General features: G+C 76.1%; 11 protein-coding genes. 3 read left to right on the top strand and 8 right to left on the bottom strand.

Translation table 11 applies throughout. The features are described from left to right. Positions 1-113: 113 nt before the first annotated feature. From FH715_RS06630 to FH715_RS06600, 7 genes are all read right to left on the bottom strand, one after another. A complete protein-coding gene (locus FH715_RS06630) occupies positions 114-1,469 on the bottom strand; it encodes an aKG-HExxH-type peptide beta-hydroxylase (RefSeq protein WP_281290709.1) in 1,356 nt (451 codons plus the stop codon). Continuing rightward, on the bottom strand, positions 1,466-2,644 hold the full coding sequence (locus FH715_RS06625; RefSeq protein WP_139641666.1) for an FxsB family cyclophane-forming radical SAM/SPASM peptide maturase: 1,179 nt from the start codon (positions 2,642-2,644) through the stop codon (positions 1,466-1,468). Before FH715_RS06625 ends, FH715_RS06630 begins: the two co-directional genes overlap by 4 nt. Positions 2,645-2,783: 139 nt before the next feature. Beyond that, positions 2,784-2,996, bottom strand: a complete 213-nt coding sequence (locus tag FH715_RS06620; RefSeq protein ID WP_139641665.1) for an FXSXX-COOH protein — start codon at positions 2,994-2,996, stop codon at positions 2,784-2,786. A gap of 251 nt (positions 2,997-3,247) precedes the next feature. After that, entirely contained in the window at positions 3,248-6,559 is a 3,312-nt protein-coding gene (locus FH715_RS06615) for an SAV_2336 N-terminal domain-related protein (RefSeq protein WP_139641664.1), read from the bottom strand. 6 nt (positions 6,560-6,565) lie between these two features. Then, entirely contained in the window at positions 6,566-7,639 is a 1,074-nt protein-coding gene (locus FH715_RS06610; RefSeq protein ID WP_139641662.1) for an AAA family ATPase, read from the bottom strand. Between the two features lie 129 nt (positions 7,640-7,768). Beyond that, positions 7,769-9,862 carry a VMAP-C domain-containing protein gene (locus FH715_RS06605; protein ID WP_139641660.1) on the bottom strand — a complete coding sequence of 698 codons (2,094 nt, stop codon included), beginning with the start codon at positions 9,860-9,862 and terminating at the stop codon, positions 7,769-7,771. After that, positions 9,859-10,278, bottom strand: coding sequence for a CU044_2847 family protein (locus tag FH715_RS06600; protein ID WP_139641658.1), 420 nt, complete (start codon positions 10,276-10,278; stop codon positions 9,859-9,861). The genes FH715_RS06605 and FH715_RS06600 overlap by 4 nt, the downstream gene beginning before the upstream one ends. Positions 10,279-10,562: 284 nt before the next feature. Between FH715_RS06600 and FH715_RS06595 the strand changes: the two genes are divergently transcribed. The 3 genes from FH715_RS06595 to FH715_RS06585 all read left to right on the top strand — a co-directional run bounded on the left by FH715_RS06595 (position 10,563) and on the right by FH715_RS06585 (position 12,799). After that, positions 10,563-10,742 carry a DUF6104 family protein gene (locus FH715_RS06595; protein WP_139641656.1) on the top strand — a complete coding sequence of 60 codons (180 nt, stop codon included), beginning with the start codon at positions 10,563-10,565 and terminating at the stop codon, positions 10,740-10,742. Between the two features lie 223 nt (positions 10,743-10,965). Next, positions 10,966-11,829 carry a DUF4097 family beta strand repeat-containing protein gene (locus FH715_RS06590; RefSeq protein WP_139641655.1) on the top strand — a complete coding sequence of 288 codons (864 nt, stop codon included), beginning with the start codon at positions 10,966-10,968 and terminating at the stop codon, positions 11,827-11,829. A 1-nt stretch (position 11,830) separates the two neighbouring features. Continuing rightward, positions 11,831-12,799: a PadR family transcriptional regulator gene (locus tag FH715_RS06585; protein ID WP_139641653.1), complete on the top strand. Its 969-nt coding sequence runs from the start codon at positions 11,831-11,833 to the stop codon at positions 12,797-12,799. Between the two features lie 136 nt (positions 12,800-12,935). On the opposite strand, the gene FH715_RS06580 is transcribed toward FH715_RS06585, so the two are convergent. Next, positions 12,936-13,898 (bottom strand): zinc-binding dehydrogenase, encoded by a 963-nt coding sequence (locus FH715_RS06580; RefSeq protein ID WP_139641651.1) that lies wholly within the window; start codon positions 13,896-13,898, stop codon positions 12,936-12,938. Between the last annotated feature and the right edge of the window lie 226 nt (positions 13,899-14,124).

The raw sequence follows: 14,124 nt of genomic DNA, 5'->3' as shown, positions 1-14,124 counted from the left end.
GGAGCCTCCCTCAGCGGTCGCCCGACCGACCCGCACGCTGCTGACGACTGGTGGTGTCCGGGGTCGTCCGACGCCTCGTCAGCTCCCCCGTGGAAACATACACCGCCGGACTGTCAGCCAACCGTGCCACGACCGTGCTGCCGGGACCAGACGGCCCACGCGGTCTCCAGGTAGGCGCTGGCGCGCGCCCGATGGCCCCGGGGAGGCTCGGGCGAGGCCAGACGCCGGTGCCGTTCGGCCATGGCGGCCAGGAACGTCCTTCCGTCGTCGGTGAGTCGGCGGGCGGCGCGCAGCGTGGGCAGCACGGCGCCCACCTGGGTGTGGCAGCGGCAGTGGGCGGCCCACGCCAGGTCGCGCGCCCCCGGGTCGTCGAGTCCGAGGGCGAGCGACTGCCAGAAGCCGGCGAGCGCGAGGTGCGCGTAGGCGCCGTGCAGCAGCCCGTCGAACGGGCGGGGGTCGGGGCGCCAGGGCGCCCAGTGGCGTGGGGTGTCGTCCTGGTGGTGCAGCGGGTTGAGCGCGCCGACGGCCGAGAGCTTCGCGTGCTGCAACTCGTGGGTGAGCCCGGCGGCGAGCAGCGCGGGGCTGGGCGGGGTGCTGGCCAGGACGGCGCCGAAGGCGCCCGCGCTGGTGGAGCTGGTGTGCCCGCCGTGTCCCCCGGGGCGCAGCAGCGGGACGATGCAGGTGAGCAGGGCGAGTTCGGCGGCGCGCGCCGCGCCGCCGAGGCGCAGCAGCGGCAGCGCCTCGTGCCACAGCCGGGACCAGTGGTCGCGTTCGGCGGGGCGCAGCGCGTGACGCGGCGGGCCGTCCTCGGGGAGCGCGGCGCGGGCGGGCGCGGGGCGTCCGGGGTCGAGGTCGTCGAGGAGCACGGGGTGCGGCCCGCCGTCCAGGGTGTGCAGGGCGCGCCAGCGCGGGTCGGTGGAGCGCCAGTGCCCCGCGGGGTCGGGGCGCAGGACGACGGGGGGCTCGCCGGGGAGTCGGACGGTCAACCGTTCGTGGTGGGCGGTGAGTTCGGCGTGGCCGAAGGCGGGGGTGTCGAGCGCGCCGAGGGTGGGCAGCGCGAGCCGGCCGCCGTCGACGGCGACGCGGATGCGGAAGTCGAGCCCGGCGCGGAGCGCGGAGGCGGCGGCGAGGCCGCCGAGGTGGCCGAGGTCGCGGGCGGCGTCCCCGCCGGCGCCGGTGGCCAGGCGGTGGGCGCAGCGTTCGGCCCAGCTGCCGGTCAGCGGGTAGAAGAGCACGCGTCGGGCGGCCTCGGGCGCGGCGCGTTCGGCGCCTTCGACGAGCGCGGCGTGGTCCCCGGCGAGCGCGGCGGCGTGCGCCGGCGCGGCGGGGAGCGCGTCGAACAGGACGCGCAACAGCAGCATCCGGCGGGTGTGTTGGCCGGCGGCGAGGGCGGCCAGGGTGTCGGGGGCGCCCTCGGTGCGGCCGAGCTGCGCCAGCTGGTCGACGTCCAGGGCCGCGGGTCCGGTCACGGGGTCACCGCGCGGCGCAGCGCTTCGGCGACGTGCCGGATGAGGACGGCCAGGTCGGCGCAGTAGACCGAGGGGTTGGCGAAGCCGTGGCCCTCGCGGTAGCGGTGGACGTGGTTGCCGCCGCCGCAGACGTCGAGGAGCGGACAGGCGCGGCAGCCCGCGGCGAGGGCGACCGTTCCCGACTGGCGGGCGGCGATGCCCGGATGGGACAGGGCGGCGTCGAACGGGTCGGTGGCGACGTGGAGTCCGGTGGCGGCGGCGCCCCGGTAGGCGGTCTTGAGCGCGTCGATCTGCTCGATGGAGCCGTCGGTCTCGACGACCACGGCGCTGAACGGGTGCAGCCCGAACAGGCCGCCGGAGGTGGGCTGTCCGAGGAGCGCGGCCAGGCACTCGTCGAAGAGGGCGATCGGCACCCGGCGTTCGGCGGCCCACCAGCGGTCGAAGACGGCGATCAGCCAGTCGGCGTAGGGGGTGGGGCGCGCGACGCCGGGGCGGGCGCCTTCGAGTCCCGGGGGCGGGGCGGTCCAGTTGCCGTGCGGCAGTCGGAGATCGAGCGCGGGTGGATCGAGGGCCAACAGCGACTGATAGACCTCGATCGGGTCGCTTTCGGGATCGATCACGCTGAGCACGGCGGCGTAGCCGGGCCGGTGTTCGGGCGAGGCGAGCAGCCGGGCGGCGCGGTGGAGCGCGGGCCAGGCGGGGCGGCCGGCGTGGTCGACGCGGAGCCGGTTGTGGTGGGCGCGCCCGCCGTCGAGGCTGAGCCCGACCGCTATCCGGTGGGCGGCCAGCGCCCGCAGCCGCTCGGCGGTCAGCGGGGTGCCGTTGGTCTGCACGGTGGCGAGCACCCGGCAGTCGGCGGGGACCAGGGTGCGCACGCGGTCGACGAACCCGCCCAGTTCGGCGGGGTCGGTCAGCAGCGGCTCGCCACCGTGCAGCACCACGGAGACGGCGGGCAGCCGGTGGGTGGCGGCGTGTTCCGCGACGCGTCTGGCGGTCCACTCCAACGTGTCGGGGGAGGCGCCGACGGGCTGCCGGCGCCAGCCGTCGTCGGCGGCGAAGTACATGTAGCAGTAGCGGCAGGCCAGGTTGCAGCGGCTGTTGACCTTGACGACGAACTGCCGGAAGGGCTCGGGCTCCCACCGCGCCGGGCGGGGGGCCCGGGTCGTTGCCTCCACGGGCGTCCCTCCCCTCCGGGCCTCGTCCGTACCGGCCTCCCGTCCTGAAGGGAGAGGCTTCCGACGGCGGGCAGAACGAAAACCCCACCGGTCGTTTCCGGTCGGGAAAAGGTCGCAAGTGGACCGAAAGAGAGCGAAGTTACCAGTCCGGCCGCTGCGGCTTGGACTTCGGCGCCTCTTCGAAGTCCCAGAGCGTCTCGCGGGGGCGGGCCAGCCGCTCGCGCAGCTCGGCGAGGAGCGACTCCAGCACCGGATGGTCCATCCGCCGGACCTCGGCCAGACTCAACGCCAACAGATCGGGCAACTCGGGCAATTCCCCCGAGGCTACCGCCTCTCGTGCACCCGTCGTCATGCCGCCTCCCCACGCCTCTGCCACGCCCCGATTCCCCCCACGGGGATTCCCCGGCGCCCGGCGGGGGAAACGGGCCGGGCGCGGAGCGCGCGGCACGGCGCGCGGCACGGCGGGTGGTCGCGGCGCGCGCCGGGCGCGCGAGCGGGGCGCGGAGCGCGCGAGCGGCGGGCGGCTGGCGGCGGGGCGGCGGGGCCGGGGGATGTGCGGCGGGGCGGGTGAGCGGTCGGGGGGGTGTGCGGCGGGGCGGGCTCTCAGCGTTCGCGCAGCAGGGCCTCCAGACGGGCGACGGTCTCCGCGCCCGACTTCTCCTCGTCCGGCAGCCGGCGCCACTGCGTCAGCGCCGCGCGGTAGGCGTCGCCGGCGGCCAGCGGTCTGCGGGCCACCTCGAAGACGGCGCCGCGCTGGTGGAGCGCGGTGGCCGCCAGCCGCACCGGCTCCGCCGGGTCGACCGCCTCCGCCTCCGCCGCACGGGCCGCCGACGCGGCGGCGCCATACGCCTCGGCCGCGTAGTCGAGCCGCTCGAAACCCCGGGTGTGGCGGAACACCCGACGGTGGGTGTCCCCCAGCTCCAGCAGGGCGCGCGCCCTGGTCAACGGCTCGCCCGAGTGCCTGGCCGCCCGCTGGAAGAGGTGCTCGGCCTCCCTCAGGTCGACCATGTCCACCGCGTCCCGGTACCGCGCGGTCAACGCCCTGCCCAGCAGCAGCAGCCGCGCCGGCAGCCGGGGGTCGTCGGCGGCCGTCTCCATCCGGCAGTCCCGCAGCACCCGCACCGCCCGCGAGACGAACGGCGCCCCGTCCTCCCGGTCGGCGCGCCGCAGCAGCGCGGCACCCCACTCCTCGATCAGCGCGCTGTACTCGGGGCGGTCACGCGAGACCAGCCGGCCGGCCTCCTCGAACCTGGCCGCCGCCGCCTCCAACTCCGAGACCTGCCCGTCCCGTTCGAAGGCGCGGACCGCCAGCCGGCCCGCCCGGGCCAGGCAGGCGGAACGCGACGAGGGGTCGTCGGCCAGCCGGGTCGCCGTCTCGATCACCTCGCCCGCCTGCCGCCACTCCTGCTCGGTGCGCAACAGCGCGTCCACCAGGTCCAGCAGCGCGCGCACCCGCGTGCGCGCCGGCGCGCGCTCGCCCTCCAGCGCCCGACAGCCCTGCCGCAGCGAGTCCGCGGCCTGACCGGCGTGCACCCCGACGCGTTCCCCGCCGCGCGCCGCGTCGGCGAGCAGCAGCAGCGCGCGACCGTGCGCCAGCCAGAGGCCGCTGGGCTGCGGCTCGTCCGCCGGCCAGGCGTCGGCAACCGCCTCCACGATGCCGACGCTCTCCTGAAGCAGCGTGCTGTCCCCGCCGAGCCGCCACTGCGCGGTCAGCACCTCGACCCGGTCCAACGTGACGCCGAGCGCCGCGTCCCGGTCGAGCCCCGGGGTGGCCTGCACCGCCGCGAACTCCCTGTCGGCCAGCCGCCACAGCTCCAGCGCGCCCCTGGTGTCCCCCGCGGACCTCCGCTCCGCCGCCCGGGTGTGCAGCACCCGGGCCAGCACCGTGCGCCCCCGGTGCGAGCCGGCGTGCGCCGCGGCCGTGCGCGCCGCGCGTTCCGCCTCCGTCAACAGCTCCCCGTCGCGCTGCGCCCGCCAGAGCCGCAGCAGCCCCTCGGCCAGGTCGGCCCAGAGCTCCGGCTCCGGCCGCTCCGCCACCGCGTGCCGCAACAGGTCGACGGCCGCCAGCAGATGACGGACCTGGCCGTCCTCCTCGTAGGCGGCGGTCAGCTCCCTGGCGCGCCGGACCACCCGGGAGGGCGCGGCCCGGCCCCGCCCCGCCTCGCGCGGCGGGAGCGGGGCGACCGGCAGAAAGCGGCGCAGCACCTTCGCCGCCACCTCGGCGAAGGGGCGCGGCAACGCCGCCCCCTCCTCGTCCACCCCGGACACCCCGGACACCCCGGCCGCCTCGGCGAGCGCGCGCGCCGCGCCGCCCCCGGCGCCGGAGAGCTGCGCCAGCGCCAGGGCCGGGAAGTTCGGGCCCGCGTCGCCGAAGCGCCTGGCCACGTAACCGGAGCAGTGCTTGAGCACCAACAGCGCCTCGTCGTGGCCCAGTTCCGTCAGCAGCGTCTCGTGCACCCCGTCGGCGAAGGTGAACCACAGCCCGTCCGAGGGCGAGCCCGGCGGGGGCTCGTCCAGCCGGCGCAGCAGCCCGCCGAGCAGCACCTCGGACAGCTCGGAGGGGCCGGAGTCCGGGAGCATGGTCCGCTGGATCAGCTGCATCACCGGCAGAAAGAGCGGCGCCGCCGCCAGATAGACGGCCAGCCGGACCGCGCCGGGCGACGCCGAGGCCCGGAAGCGCGCCAGCGCCTCGGCCGGTGGCCGGCCGCCGCCCGCCGCGCGGCGCGGGCCGGCCGCCGGCTGGTCGGCGCGGACCCAGCCGACGGCGGCCGGCACCCGGCCGGGGCCCGTGCCGGCCAACAGCCCGGCCCAGGCGCCCAGCGCCGCGGCCGTCGGCGGCAACAGCGGCACCGGCACGGCCCGCGCGGGGACCGGCCGGGCGGCGGACAGCCCCTCGGCCAGGAAGCGCAGCCGCACCGAGCCCGCCGGCCCCGGCTCGCGCAGCAACGCGCCACTGCTGGCCGGCAGTCGGGTGCGCGGCCACAGCCGCTGGGGCAGCGGCTGCACCACGGCGACGGGCGCGTGCCGCGCCAGGCCGTGCAGCAGCCGGTGCGCCGCGCCCTCCCGCCACAGCGGCCCGGCGCAGTCGCTGACCACCACGGTCAGCCGCCGTCCGGTGGGGTCGCCCAGCTGTCTGGCCGGGCGCAGCGCGGCGCCCTCCGGGTCGAACCTGCGGCTGACCGCGGGGCTGCCGTCGGGCGAGCGGTGCAGATAGTGCACCTGGATGTCCCGAAAGGCGCCCAACCTGCCGAAGACCTCGGCCAGTTCGCCCAGCATCCGCTGCCAGACCCGCATCGCGGGCGCGGCGTCCATCAGCAGCTGGAGCTCGGTGTGGCCGCGTGGCTCGGCGCGGAAGACCGGCGTGAGCAGCCCGCCGGCGCGCGCGGTGCGCTGCGCCGTCTCCGGCTCGTCGAGCACCAGCCCCCGGTGCGGGCGGCGCGGCGGCCCGGTCGGCGGCGTGTAGCGGCGCAGCGGGCGCAGCGCGCGCTCCATTTCGAGCAGCCCGGGCAGCGCCCTGGCCTCGGGCACGCCGACGGGCAGCGCCTCCGCGCCCGGCCGCGTCGCGTCCCCGCGGGCCGACCCCCCGGGGTCCGCGTAGAGCGAGACGGTGTCGTCGTCGGCGCGGGGGGCCCGGCCGGGCGCCGCGGGCCGTTCCTCCGCCGCGGCCTCCGGGGGGCGCTCGTCCTCCGATGCGCGCTCCGGACTCTCCGTTCGCGCCCGCTCGTGCGCCGGCTCGGACCGTTGGCGCGCACTCCGCCCGTCCCCCTGACCGCTCGGTGCCTCCTCGGCGCCGCCCCGGGTGTACTGGGCCAGCCAGAGCGCGTCGGACAGGTCCTTCCACGTCGGGTCGAACCCGGCGCCGCGCAGGGCGGCGACCAGGGACGCCAGTCGGTCGGGGCGGGCCGCGTGGGACATGGGTGCCTACCTGGGTTGGTCGAGGCGCTGGATCAGCATGTCGGCCAGTCGGTCGCGGGTGGGCAGCTCGGCGTGGTGGGTGAGGTAGATGGCGTTCAACAACTGGTCGGTGGCGAGCTGTTCGGTACGGGAACGCTCCAGGAAGCGGCTGATCAGATCCTCCCCCACCCTGGTCAGGTCATCCCCCAGATGCGCCCTGACCACCGTCGCCAGCCGCTCGTGGTCCGGCCGGCCCAGCCGCAACGGGATGCAGCGGCGCAGCAGCGGCGCGGGGAAGTCCCGCTCCCCGTTGCTGGTCAGCACGACGAACGGGAAGGCGTGACAGCGGACCCTGCCCTCCCTGACCGTGACCTTGGCGCCGTCGTCGTTCAGCACCTCGACCTCCGGCTCGCGCTCCGCGATGCGCTGGAGCTCGGGAAGGGTGAACTCGCCCTCCTCCAACACGTTCAACAGGTCGTTGGGCAGGTCGATGTCACTCTTGTCCAACTCGTCGATCAGCAGCACCCGCGGCTTCGCCGTGGGCAGCAGCGCCGTGCCGAGCGGCCCCAGCCGCAGATAGCTGCCGATGCCGCCGGGCACGGCGGCGGAGGGCAGCCCGGCGGCCCTTCCGCTCGCCGCGATCTGCGCGTCCTGGAGTCGGGCGATGGCGTCGTAGTGGTAGAGCCCGTCCTCCAGCCGGCTGCGGCTGACGACCGGCCAGTGCAGCACCCGGCCGAGCCCCAGCTCGAACGCGACCGAGTGGGCCAGGGTGCTCTTGCCCGTGCCCGGGCTTCCGGTGACAAGCAGGGGACGGCGCAGATAGAGCGCCGCATTTATGATCTCCAGCTCCTCGGCGCTGGGGCGGTGCATCTCCGCCAGATGGCGGAACGCGCCCAGCCGGCGCGCCGAGACGCTGTCCGTGTCGGGGCCCGGCGCGACCAACGGATGGCCGCCGCCGTCGAAGTCGCGCCACGGCGGCGGCTTCGGAAGCGCGCGGATGCCCTCGTGCCGCTCGCCCGTGCCCCGGTAGATCAGCCACTCGCCGCCCGCCGACTCGCGTCCGGCGGGACCTTCCTGACCGTTGGTTTCAGAGACTGCCACCGCGTCCTCCTCGTCGGTACTGGGCCGTGTGGGTGTGCGCCCGGCCTCCGACGCTCCCGACCGTAGCCGGGGCGGGGGGCCGCGCCCAGGGGATGCGACCGGTTCGCGTCACCTTCGCCCGCCGCGCCGTCACGGCGCCTCCAGGAAGTCCTCTTCGGGAACCTCGCCCTCCGGTTCGCCATAGAGCAGGGCGAGATCGCTCATCCAGGAGGGTGACGACATCCCGTCCGGAGCGGTACCGGCCGCCTCACGCATCCGCCAGAGGCTCTCCACCAGCCGGTCGCACGCACCGCCGCCGACCAGGTGCGCCAGGGAGTCGTGCAGGTGGTCGCACGAGGCGTCGCGCGCCGCCAGCTCGCGCTGCCACAGGATCACGTTGTACCCGCTGGCCATGACCCGGTGCAGCGCGGCCGGCTCGCCGCCGACGGCGGGCGCCCGGCACAGCACGGGAACCGTCGTCAACTCCCTGCCCAGCAGCGCCGACCGCTCCGGCAGGGCGCGCGGCAGCCCGTCGTGGCAGTCGAGCACGTCCGCCACCAGCCGCCCCTCGTGCGCGGCGACCCAGCGCGCCCGCCGCAGCGTCGCGAGCTCCTCCCCGTCCTCGGCACCGGGCATCGGGTCCGTGCAGCGCACCACCACCGGCCTGACCTCACCGAGGGTCGGCCCGTCGGGCGTCAACCGCCACTGGTCGAACGGGACCTGGAGCAACGAGTACGGCACCGCCACCTGGAGCGGCACCGGCGAGCCCGGCTCGTCGCCCCGCCGGAACGCCTCGACCAGCGCCGCCAGCAGCCGCTCCGGTGGCCGCCTGAGATCGCCGACCTCGGTCGCCCCGTCGATCGGGTCGTTCCTGCCGCTCGGCCTGGCGCAGACCCGCCAGTCGTAGCCGTTCGCCTCCCAGAAGCGGGAGTCCAGCTCCAGCACGGCGAGCGAGTCCAGCCTGACCACGGAAGCGGCCAACAGCCGGTCCACGCCCATCGGCTGGCGCGTGGCCCACCAGGGGTCCGCGTGTGCCAGCCTGGCCTGCTTCTCCAGCTGCAACCGCTTGCGGACCCGGCGCGGCAGCGTCGGAGCGTCCTCCGCCATGGTGTCCATCCGCTCCAGCAGCCGCTTCTCCCTGCCGGGCTTCGCCGGATAGGGGCGCTCGTCGGTGGCCACGTGGAGCGCGTAGCGCAGCACCGCCTCCAGCCCGGTGAACTCGCCCCGCAGCTCGTGGAGGAGGCCGAACCCGTCCCGCCAGCCGCGCGGCGCGGGCAGCGACCCCTCGTAGGGTCTGCCGCGCAGCTCGCCGACCAGCGCGTCCAGCCGGGGCGTCGAGAGCGGCGGCGGCAGCGCCGCCATCAGCCCCAGCAGCTTGACGCGCTGTCCCGGGGTGAGCACGCCGGTGGCGGCGGGCAGCTGGTTCTGCGCGTCGGTCCAGGTGGGCTGGCCCGAGTCGGCGCCCAGGTGACGCTCGGCGTGGTACGCGTCGTGGCCGTGGACGACGGCCTGGTAGAGGTCGTCCCCGAGCCCGAGCACCGGCCCCGCCGGCGCCGGCAGCCGCCGCAGCTGGATGACGGAGGTGGCCAACCCCCCGTCCCGAGCGGCCCTGCGGCCCTTGACCACGCCGATCACCTCGCCGCGTGCCAGGTCGACCAGCGGGCCTCCGGAGATCCCGTGCAGCAGCTCGTCCTCGTTGCCCAGGCGCAGCAGGCCCTCGGAGCCCATCTCGCCCTTGACGGTGCACCGGCCGCTGACGTCCACCACCTCCCCCGCGATCTCCGTGGAGCCGAAGAAGGCGACCTCGTCGCGGGTGAAGAGGCGGGCGGTGCGCTCGCTCAGCCAGACACACCCCGGGCCCTCGGGCGGCGGGGGCGGCGGCGCGTGGAGCCGGACCAGGGCCAGATCGGGGGCCGGCCACGTCCCGCCGTCCCACGGCGCCGCCTCCGGCCGGGCCCACTCGACGCGGCCGGGGACCGGGCGGTCCACACCTCTGAAGGTCAGCCCCACCTCGCGCCTCCCTCCCTGGGCGCCTCCTCCCGAGAGGGCCACATGGGCGCAGGTGAGCACCCACTCGGGAGCGACGAAGAACCCGCTGCCCCACGGCGGGGGCACCGGCTCGCCCTCGGCATACCCGGTCGGCGGCGGATGGATGCGTACGGTGGCGGCGGCGACGAGCGGCGCGAGGAGTTCGAAGGCGTTCTCGTCGTCGAGTCGTGCGCCCCCCTCGTCCCCCCATGTCATGTGGTGTCCCGGCCGGGCGGCTGCGGGGGCGCGCCGCGCCAGGTGAGGGTGACCGTGAGGGCCCCCTTGGCCTCCCCCTCGGCCAGCAGTCCTACGATCCGACCGGCCTTGGCCGTCAGTTCGATGCCGAAGCTGACGCTGACCTCGTCGGGCGCCGCGTCCCGCAGCCCGTCGGAGACGGAGGCGGCGACCCCGCCGATCAAGTCGCGCAGACTGTCCATCTGCGCCGCCGCCTGCGCCGCCGCGCGCTGGGCGAAGCCGGTGTCGACATAGCCCGTGTCGACATAGCCGCCGCGCGGCTGCTGCTCGGGAACGACCGCCGACTCGCCACCGGCGCCCGCCCCCGGGCCCGGGGAGATCCTGGCCCAGACCGAAGTCCCGTCCGGGAGTGTGACCCTGGTGACCTCGCCGCTCATGCTGACCCCCCGTCACTTCGTGTGCCGGCAGGTTACCGGCCGCCACCGACAGTTGCCTATCCTGAGCGACCGCCCACCGCCGCCGGCCCCCGCGGGGCGCGAGCCGCGGACCGGCCGGGAGGCGGGCCGGTCGGCAAGCGGGCAGCCGGGGAACCGCTCCGGCGCCAGGGCCGCCGGCCCGGGAGAGGAAGACCCCGCTCGCCCCGACCCGGCCACGTGTCGCAGACTTTCCCCCGGCGGGCCCCGCCCGCTCACCCGACGGAACCCATCAGCGGGAGCACGACGTGTACTTCACCGACCGAGGCATCGAGGAACTCGCCCAGCGGCGCGGCGGCGAGGAGGTCACCTTCGACTGGCTCGCCGAGCAGCTGCGGACCTTCGTCGACCTCAACCCGGACTTCGAGGTACCGGTGGAGCGGCTGGCCACCTGGCTCGCGCGACTGGACGACGAGGACGACGAGTAGTCGCCCCGAACGGGAGCACGGGAAGGGGGCGGGCGGAGGGACGACACGGCTGCCCGTGGTGTGCGCCCGGCGCACACGCCAGGCGCGCGCAACCATCCGCCCCCGCCGAAGGCCCGGAAAGCGGACCCACCCCTTGACGCCCTCCACACGCGATATATCGTCTTTAGGGGAATGCGATATATCGGCCCGTCGCGGACGGGCCGGACCGAGGCGGGGAGGCGCGATGGCGCGGAACGACGAGTGGTCCATCGCCGAGTCGAGGACGCTCTCCTTCACCGAGGACCCGGTCACGGAGGTGGAGCTGCGGGTCATGGGCGGCGCGTTCAACGTGGTCGGCACGGACGAGCCGGTCGCCCGGATCGAGGTCGACGCCGTCTCCGGCCCGCCGTTGCTGGTCAGGCTCGACGGTGAGCGGTTGGTGGTGGGGTACCACGACCTTCCGTGGCAGGGCTTCCTGCCCTGGCTGGCGCACCGGCGGGGGCGCCGGGCAGCGGTGGTCTCCCTCTCCCTGCCCAGGGGTTGCCGGCTGACCGTGGGCTCCGTGAGCGCGGACGTGACCGTCGGCGGTCTGACCGGCCCCGTCTCGGTGAGCACCCTCAGCGGGGAGACGACCCTGGTCGGGCTCTCCGGCCGGGTCAGCGTCGACACGGTCTCGGGCGCCGTCGAGTCGCTGGGGCTGCGCGGCCCGCTGCGCGCCCAGTCGGTCTCCGGCTCGCTGGCCGTCGTCGACGGCACCGGCCCCTCGGTCCACGCGGACACGGTCAGCGGCGAGTTGCTGGTGGAGCACGCCAGCCCCACCGCCCCACCCGACATCAGGCTCAGCACCATGTCGGGGCGGATAGCGCTGCGGCTCCCCGAGCAGCCGGGCGCCACGGTCACCGGCAGCACCCTGAGCGGCGCGGTCACCTGTTCCCTGCCCGGGCCGCGGGTGGTCGGGCCCTGGGGTGCCAGATCGCTCTCCGGCCGGATCGGTTCGGGGGCCGGCTCGGTCAGTCTGACCTCCCTCTCGGGAGGGATCACGCTGCTGCGCCACCCCGGCGTCGCGACCGAGCCTTCCGCCCCCTCCTCCCTGCGTAAGGATGTCTGAGATGCCCCCCGTCTTCGGCCATGGTCGGCTCCGGCTCTATCTCCTCAAGCTGCTCGCGGAGTCGCCCCGCCACGGCTACGAGGTCATCCGGCTGCTGGAGGAGCGCTTCCAGGGCCTCTACGCGCCCTCGGCCGGCACGGTCTACCCCCGGCTGGCCAAGCTGGCCTCCGAGGGGCTGGTCAGCCACACCGAGGAGGGCGGGCGGAAGGTCTACTCGCTGACCCCCGAGGGCGAGCGCGAGCTGGCCGGCCGCACCGAGGAGTTGACGGCGCTGGAGCGCGAGCTGCGGGACTCCCTGACCGCCCTGGCCGCCGGCCTCAGGGCGGACGTCAGCGACTCGGTGCGCGAGTTGCGGTTCGACGTCGGTCGGGCCGGCGCCGAGGAGTCCGCCACCGCGGGGCGGCGGAGCCGCGCGGGCCGCTCGCGGGCCGGCGCCGGCGCGACGACGGGTGCCGGGGAGGCCCCCGGGGAGACACGCGGGGACAGGGACTCCGAGGGCAGGGAGTCCGGGACTTCGAGCGGAGCTTCGCGCGGAGCGGAGTGGCCGGGGCATGTCGGCCAGGAGCACTTCGAGCGGGCGGCCCACCGCATCCAGGAACGGGTGCGTTCCCGCGCCACCGCGGGCGACTGGCAGGGCGCGGTGCGGGCCGGGCTCGACGGGCTGAGCGCCGAGTTCTCCGGCTGGAAGAGCCCCGGCGAGCCACGCGCCACCTGGGCCCCCGAAGGGGGCTGGTCCGCCGAGCCGCCGGAGGCCGAGGAGCGCTCGGCCGACGGGGGAGCCGAGGGAGGAGAGGAGCACGTCAGCGATCCCGCGCGGGAGTTGGAGCGGCTGCTGGACCGTTTCCGGGACGATGTGCGGGACGCGGCCAGGGACCACGGGGTCAGTCAGGACCAGCTCCGCGAGGCGCGGCGCCATCTGTCGATAGCCTCCGCCCATCTGGCCGCCATGCTGCGCTCCCCGCACGGCTAGCGACGAACGGGACCGCTTTCCCCCCCGACCAGGCCCTTCCAGCCTATACGGACACGGCGTGCGGCGTCGCCCCGCGTCCGGGCGCCGGGCGCGGGGTAACGGCGGGGCGGCGGACGGGCCGGACGGGGAGGAGGGGTCAGACGGTGAGGACCAGCTTCCCGAAGAGCTCGCCCCGTTCCATCCGGGCCAGCGCCTCGTCCGCGCGGTCCAGCGGAAGCGTGGAGTCGATCAGCGGCCTGACGCCCTTGGCCCGGCAGAAGTTCAGCAGGCCGGCCAGCTCGTCCCGGTCGCCCATCGTGGAGCCGACGACCCGCAGTTCGAGAAAGAAGACGCGGTTCAGCTCGGCCTCGGGCAGCGACTGCCCCGAGGTCGCGCCGCAGATCACCAGCGTTCCGCCCGGTCGCAGCGCGCGCACCGAGTGGCGCCAGGTGGCGGCGCCCACCGTCTCCAGCACCGCGTCCACCCGGTGCGGCGGGCGTTCGTCCGGTGCCAGGGCGGCCTCGGCGCCCAGCGCCAACGCCCGCTCCCGCTTCGCCGGATCGCGGCTGGTGACCAGCATCCGCAGCCCGGCCGCCGCGCCCAGGATCACGGCGGCCGTGGCCACTCCCCCGCCGGCGCCCTGCACCAGCACGCTGTCGCCGGGGCGCACGGCGGCGCGGGTGAAGAGCATCCGGTACGCGGTCAGCCAGGCGGTCGGCAGACAGGCCGCCTCGGCGAAGGTCAGCTCGGGCGGCTTGGGCAGCAGGTTCCACCGGGGCACGGCGACATACTCGGCCAGCGTCCCCTGGTAGTGCTCGGAGAGCAGCGAGCGGCGTTCGCCGGGCCCGACGCCGTGACCGTTGGCGCCGATCACCGAGTGCACCACGACCTCGTTGCCGTCCTCGTCGACTCCCGCGGCGTCGCAGCCGAGGATCATCGGCAGCGCCTCCCGCCGGAGGCCGACGCCCCGCAGCGTCCACAGGTCGTGGTGGTTGACGGAGGCGGCTGCCACCCGCACCACCGCCCAGTGCTCCCGCGCCTCCGGGCGGGGCAGCTCCCCCAGCCGCAGCGCGTTCAGCGGTCGGTCGGCGTCGAAGTCGGCGGCATAGGCGGCGAACATGCCCGCACGCTAGCCGCCGCACGCGCGGGGGACCAGCCCCCACACGCCCCGTCGCGCACGGGGTCGACGGGCGCGGTCGCCGTTCCCGTCGCCGCCGTACGGTGGGAAGATGGTGCCTTCCGGTGGCTTTCCGGTCCCCCTCCGTGCGCCCGCGCACGCGGGGGCCGTTCACGCGTCAACCCTGCGTTGACTCCATGGGCCCCGGGGACTTCTGTGGCCCGGGGAG

Source organism: Streptomyces sedi (genome assembly GCF_006335015.1).
Lineage (GTDB): Bacteria > Actinomycetota > Actinomycetes > Streptomycetales > Streptomycetaceae > Streptomyces > Streptomyces sedi.
The sequence above is the reverse complement of the archived record's forward strand: the minus strand, read 5'-3'. Positions and strand labels throughout refer to the sequence as shown.

Excerpts from the sequence above, each read along its gene's own strand:
- FH715_RS06585 (WP_139641653.1), top strand. The coding sequence starts at position 11,831 with ATGCCCCCCGTCTTCGGCCATGGTCGGCTCCGGCTCTATCTCCTCAAG.
- FH715_RS06580 (WP_139641651.1), bottom strand. The coding sequence starts at position 13,898 with ATGTTCGCCGCCTATGCCGCCGACTTCGACGCCGACCGACCGCTGAAC.
- FH715_RS06605 (WP_139641660.1), bottom strand. The coding sequence starts at position 9,862 with ATGACATGGGGGGACGAGGGGGGCGCACGACTCGACGACGAGAACGCC.
- FH715_RS06590 (WP_139641655.1), top strand. The coding sequence starts at position 10,966 with ATGGCGCGGAACGACGAGTGGTCCATCGCCGAGTCGAGGACGCTCTCC.
- FH715_RS06600 (WP_139641658.1), bottom strand. The coding sequence starts at position 10,278 with ATGAGCGGCGAGGTCACCAGGGTCACACTCCCGGACGGGACTTCGGTC.
- FH715_RS06615 (WP_139641664.1), bottom strand. The coding sequence starts at position 6,559 with ATGTCCCACGCGGCCCGCCCCGACCGACTGGCGTCCCTGGTCGCCGCC.
- FH715_RS06620 (WP_139641665.1), bottom strand. The coding sequence starts at position 2,996 with ATGACGACGGGTGCACGAGAGGCGGTAGCCTCGGGGGAATTGCCCGAG.